The 293-nt window shown below is 58.4% G+C and carries 1 pseudogene; it reads right to left on the reverse strand.

Going from position 1 to position 293, the window contains the following annotated elements:
* Positions 1–293, reverse strand: a pseudogene (locus MUW49_RS21265) (IS4 family transposase); the annotation flags it as partial.

Raw genomic sequence — 293 nt, forward strand, 5'->3', positions numbered from 1 at the left:
GATTTCCCCTTTGCGGTACGGGCTGATGGCCGCGTTGGCAATGACATGCGAGCGGACATTCATGAGCGTGACCAACCGCAGCATCGGGTAGGGTGTCTGCCGGTTGGTTGAGGTGTTACCCGAGCCGAAATGTGCTCTGAGTTCAGACATATCCTGGGTTCGGAACAGGGCCCCATCGATGGCAAAGACCTGTAAACCGTGCCAATGGTCTTCAGGATAACGTTCCCGCCCCCACACATCGGCGCACTGTTTGAACAGCCACTCGAGCGGCTGTTTGCCGAGTCGCTGACGGG

Origin of the sequence: Aeromonas sp. LsrichE-8G (genome assembly GCF_022869435.1) — a bacterium.
Taxonomy (GTDB): Bacteria; Pseudomonadota; Gammaproteobacteria; order Enterobacterales; family Aeromonadaceae; genus Aeromonas; species Aeromonas caviae.